This window comes from Mycobacterium lehmannii (assembly GCF_001499925.1).
In the GTDB taxonomy this organism is placed as follows: Bacteria; Actinomycetota; Actinomycetes; order Mycobacteriales; family Mycobacteriaceae; genus Mycobacterium; species Mycobacterium lehmannii.
Genome location: NZ_LQIR01000051.1, coordinates 1 through 2,490 on the forward strand (window position 1 = coordinate 1; position 2,490 = coordinate 2,490).

At 62.0% G+C, this 2,490-nt stretch carries 1 protein-coding gene and 1 pseudogene; one reads left to right on the forward strand and one right to left on the reverse strand.

Annotation, left to right across the window (positions count from 1 at the left end; all coding sequences use genetic code 11):
* The first annotated feature begins 293 nt into the window (after positions 1-293).
* A complete protein-coding gene (locus AU192_RS25250; protein WP_242656987.1) occupies positions 294-1,214 on the forward strand; it encodes a hypothetical protein in 921 nt (306 codons plus the stop codon).
* 1,070 nt (positions 1,215-2,284) lie between these two features.
* On the opposite strand, the pseudogene AU192_RS25840 reads toward AU192_RS25250, so the two are convergent.
* Positions 2,285-2,490: pseudogene (locus AU192_RS25840) on the reverse strand (hypothetical protein); the annotation flags it as partial.

Sequence of the window (2,490 nt, forward strand, 5' to 3'; positions counted from 1 at the left end):
GGCGCGGTCGGCGGTGTGTCGGGTGCCGCCTTGGGGGCGATGCCATCCTCGGACTCGACGACTTCAGTCGGGGAGGGACTGGGGCCCGCGCTGTGAGTTTTCCGCCACCGCCCGGGGGTCCGCCACCGGGTAATCCCGGTCCGCCACAGGGATATTCGGGGCCGTATGGCCCGCCTCCGCAGCAGCCGCCGTGGCAGCAGCAGTGGCCGGCGGGTCCGCCGCCGAAGAAGCGTGGCAACGTCTGGAAGTGGCTGCTCGGTGGTGTGGCGCTGCTAGTCGTCATCGGAGTCACTGTGGCAGTGACGATTTCGGTGACCTCGGGCGGTGGAGGCGGGGATGACCCGACTCCATCGGGAGAGACCTTCGGTCTAGCGAGCGCCGACGACACCGGTCCCGTGAACATCATTACCGAGGACCCGAGCTGCGCTGCTTGGGGACCGATCAATCAGACTTTTGTGGACGTTCAGAAAACGGGCTGGAGTGACCGAGATGCCGGCATTCCAGCTTCAGGCTGGTCTCCTGAGCAACGCGCTACTTATGACCGGGTCGCAGAGGCTGCACGCAAAGCTGCCGACCAAACGGTGACATTGGCACGGTTAACAAATCATCGGGTCATGCGTGAGCTGTACGAACAATTCATCGCATACGCCCGGGCATACAGCGATGCCATACCCGCCTACACTCCATCGGACAATCATCTCGCTGGTGTAATGATTACGACTTCTACGGTCCTCGTGTATATCTGCTCCGCGATTTCGAACGGATCGGCTGAAGCACGGGCGCCCCTTATCGAAGTCCCCCCTCCACCACGAAGAGTCGCGCAAGTTTCGGACCCCAGCAAACCGCAAATTTTCATGCCGGACGCCGACGATACCTGCGGGGAGTGGGTAAGACTCCTCAACGAGTTCAACGCCGACACGACGGCATGGCAGGCAGTGGATACCAATACGCCGGTAAGCGCATGGCCACCGGAACATCGCGCAGCCGCTGAGTCAGTTGTGTCCGTCATGAACAAATTCGCGGACGACGTTTACAAACTCGGCGAGAAGTCATCGAACCCAGTCTTGCAAGACTTCGCTGTTGTCGCGGCACAGTACCGTCGCGCGTTCGCACAAGCGTTGCCGACGTATACGCCGTCGGACGTTTACTTAGACTCCGCCTCTTATCGGAGCACGTCGATCATTTATGAAGCATGTAAAGCGGCCGGGGCGTGAATGGGATCCCTTCGGCCGCACGACCCTTATACCCTCACAGCACCACCTAGGTGGCCAGAAGTCGACGAAGACATTCTTGGAGAATCCGCACGCGCTTTCGACCGTGTATCGACTTCCCTCGGGGACCAGCTAGACGCACTCAATCGCGAACGGTCACGGTCGTTCGATGGCGTAGGCACCTGGTGCGGTGGTGCGGCAAGCGCAGCCACCTCATCACTCGACAGGCGGATAGGCGCCTTGGAAGTCATTAAACGGGACTTAGACGCGGCTGCGAGCCTCTACAAGAACAGCGCAGCGGCGACGGCCGCCGCGAAGAGTGAAATCGCCGACAGAGTCGAAACGGCCAATACGATCCTCGATTGGATACGCGGGCGCAGCGACATCCCGGACGATGCAAAGGCCGCTGCGATAAATCAAGGTATTGCAGCCGTTCGCGCAGAGAACTTGGTGACGGTGACATCAGCAGCGGCCAGAATAGCTAGCACGAAGTCAGACCGACCCACGAAATCACCGACGGACGATGTCTCTTTTCTTCATGGCGCTGAGCAGAAGAATAGCCCTGAGATCGTCCCCGTGGGTAATCGCTATGTCCCTGAAAGCGCCAACGCCGGAATTGACACCGGGGCAGCTCCACTCGCACCTCCGCCCAGTATTTCTCCGACGCCGCACGGCAAGTACTCCCCGGTGGCGCCGACAGCTGGTGCCGAACTTCCTACCAAGATGCCCGGTGGCGACAAGGTCTTCGAACCGACTTACAGCCCTGAGGCACCTTCCGGAGGTGTCGCTAATTCGCCTGTTATACCAAGAGGTGCAGGTCCGTCAGATCCCATTGCCCCCGGAATCCCCGCCGCCCCAAACAATCCCACAACACCCGCGCCTCCGCGCATCAGCGCTCCAATCAGTCCGCTATCGAGCGCCGGTTCGTCGACACCGTCGGTCCCAACCACACCGTCTACGCCCACCTCGCCAAGCACGCCGAGCACGGTCAATCCCGCGGCCGCCACACCGACTCAGACGCCAATAACCGACTTCCAGTCGGCCATGGCCGAATCGGCCGCCAAAGCTGTTGCTCAAGCACCGATTCCGCCACCGCAATCCGCGCCGATTGCCGCATCGGCCATGCAACCCTCCAGTCTTCCCCCCATTTCGGACACCCCGCCGACAACGCCATCCCAGACCACTGCCCCGCCCGCCGCGGGCCCGACGACGACCGGCCAAGCGCCCGTCGCGCCGCTTCCCTCACCAGGCGGTGCGCCCACTCCGACCGTACCGCTGG